Below are 2,401 nucleotides of genomic sequence, written 5' to 3'. Positions count from 1 at the left end.
CTCTTGATAGGATAACGATTTAAATGACATCTTTAAAACTCCCTTCATTTTTTTAATGCATCACTACCGTTTATATAGGGCCTTTAATCTAATATATATGTAATAAAATAATTATAATTTCTCCCTTTTTATTTCTATATATTTGCTAGATTTTTTCTTTGATTCTAGATTTAAAAGAAGTAACGAAGGTATAAAAGATGTTACTAAAAGTACAGAAATCCATTTTTTCATCACGTTTAACCCCTTGTATACGAATATGTAATTTTTTATTTATAAAAGAAACCACTTATATACATTAGATGATTATAAGCAGTTTCTTTTTATATGTTTTTGATAATTAATTTCTAACGGTATATATTACTTAATATCTAACTTACGAATGAATTTTAATTATATCCCTCTAAAATAAACAATTTCTTCTAAAGGTGCTCTACTAGTTTTATATTGATTCTGTTCATGCTCAGAATCCCCATATCCAATAGCAATTCCTAACATTATTTTAAGATGGCTTGGAATATCTAAAATTTCTCTCAATTTATCTGGATATGTTACAAAAGTATAAGAAGGAGCTGAATCTAATCCATGCGCTTGTGCAGCTAACATTAAGCTTTGTGATAATTGTCCTATGTCTAATACTGACCATTCAGATAGAGAAGCGTCCATACATAAAAATGCTACAACTGGCGCACCAAAAAAGTTAAAATTATTTTCTATATGCTTTTGTCTAGCCTGTGTATCGTCCCGATCAATACCCATATTTTCAAATTTCTCAATAGCCATTTGTTTCATACGATCATCTAATTTTTGAGGCCAATGTTGTGGTCTAGGAATATCTGAATTAATGGGAACTCCATTTTTAAATGCTGTTAAATAAGCTTTTCTTAACTCTTTTAGATTATCGCCCCCTGCAACAAAAATTTCCCAAGGTTGCGAATTGGCCCAAGAAGGCGATTTTGTTGCATCTACAAATACTTTTTCCAATAGCCCCTTATCAACTTGTATATTTTTATATGCACGGCAAGTATAACGGGATCCAAATAATTTAGTTTCATTTAATGTAGAATTATTCATATTTTCCTCCTGAGAATTTATTTCAAATAATACTCAATAGTATTTCTAATTGTATCTTCCAATTTGTATTTAGTGATAAATCCCTTTTTCCTAATTCTATTATCATTTATTAATCTATTTGTTGAAAATGCCTTAACTGTAAACGGAGTTAAATTATACTTTTCAATTTGCTCACTGGTTAGATTTTTAGGTAAATTAACCGTTTGTGATTCTTTGCCTATTACATCATCGATTGCTTTTTTTAATTGATACCAAGTGGTATTAAATCCCTTTACTAAAAAGACACTATCATTTTCATTATTGCACTCATATGACCCTAACCAGGCCATAGCACGGCCAATATCTCTTGCATCAATAAGAGATACTTCGGGATTCCCTTTTTCTATAAGTGGATATAGATTATTAGAATGAGATTCTAATAATCTTGTGAAAAATGAAGATCTATCCCTAGTTCCAATAGAAATAGCTGGACGTAATATGCAAGTTTTAATTCCGGTTTGTTGACCAATTTCCCGAACTACTTTTTCCCAGTGAATACCTAGTTTTTGAATCTGATATTGAGGATTTGGGACATAGAATTCATCAATATTATCCTCTTTTTGAAAATCGTATATTAAAATTGTGCTTAAATGAATAAACTTAGAAATTTTAGTGTTGGAGGAATAAATAATAAGCTCTTTGGTAAAGTCTATTTCCTCTTCAATATCTTCTAAAAAGCTATTATGTAATTTATCCTCTATGGATAAATTGTAAACAACATCATGTCCTTTGATAATTTGTTGAATTGAACTAATATCCGTTTTATCGAACTGAACAATATTGACTGCCATATCTCTTAAAAAACTTATATTATCGATATCTTGTGTAGCTATAGTTACCATATATCCGGCTGAAATTAGTTGTTCAATAATATGACTGCCAATATAGCCAGTTCCTCCAAAAATTATTGCTTTCATATTCTCATCCTTTCATTTATGAAAACAACTCTTTTAGTAATATAAAGCATATATTTAAAACAGTGTACCTAATGATTCAACTTGGAAAGGACGTAACTCATCAAAACGACCATCACGTACTTTTACTGCCCAAGCAGGATCGGCTAATAAAGCACGACCAATAGCAACTAAATCAACTTCTTCTTGTTCGAGCATATCAATTAATTTATCAATATTCGTATTATTAGCACCTTTACCTTCTAAAAAAGCGCTTAAAAACTCATTATCAAGACCAACTGAACCAACTGTAATAGCTGGTTTTCCGGTTAATTTCTTAACCCATCCTGCTAAATTAAGTTCGGAACCTTCAAAATCAGGTAACCAAAAACGACGAG

2 protein-coding genes and 1 pseudogene are annotated in these 2,401 nt (G+C 30.2%); all 3 read right to left on the bottom strand.

From position 1 onward, the window contains the following. Positions 1-390: 390 nt before the first annotated feature. Positions 391-1,071: a nitroreductase gene (locus KVT27_RS22995; RefSeq protein WP_098021151.1), complete on the bottom strand. Its 681-nt coding sequence runs from the start codon at positions 1,069-1,071 to the stop codon at positions 391-393. 17 nt (positions 1,072-1,088) lie between these two features. After that, positions 1,089-2,027, bottom strand: a complete 939-nt coding sequence (locus tag KVT27_RS22990; RefSeq protein WP_000643934.1) for an NAD-dependent epimerase/dehydratase family protein — start codon at positions 2,025-2,027, stop codon at positions 1,089-1,091. Positions 2,028-2,081: 54 nt separating this feature from the next. Continuing rightward, a pseudogene (locus KVT27_RS22985) lies at positions 2,082-2,401 on the bottom strand (12-oxophytodienoate reductase); the annotation flags it as partial.

It is taken from the genome of Lysinibacillus sp. GbtcB16, assembly GCF_019091145.1.
GTDB classification, from domain to species: domain Bacteria; phylum Bacillota; class Bacilli; order Bacillales_A; family Planococcaceae; genus Lysinibacillus; species Lysinibacillus fusiformis.
Note: the sequence above shows the minus strand (reverse complement) of the source record. Positions and strands in the feature narration are given on the sequence as shown.

Coding starts and splice junctions, on each gene's coding strand:
- KVT27_RS22995 (WP_098021151.1), bottom strand. CDS start 1,071: ATGAATAATTCTACATTAAATGAAACTAAATTATTTGGATCCCGTTAT.
- KVT27_RS22990 (WP_000643934.1), bottom strand. CDS start 2,027: ATGAAAGCAATAATTTTTGGAGGAACTGGCTATATTGGCAGTCATATT.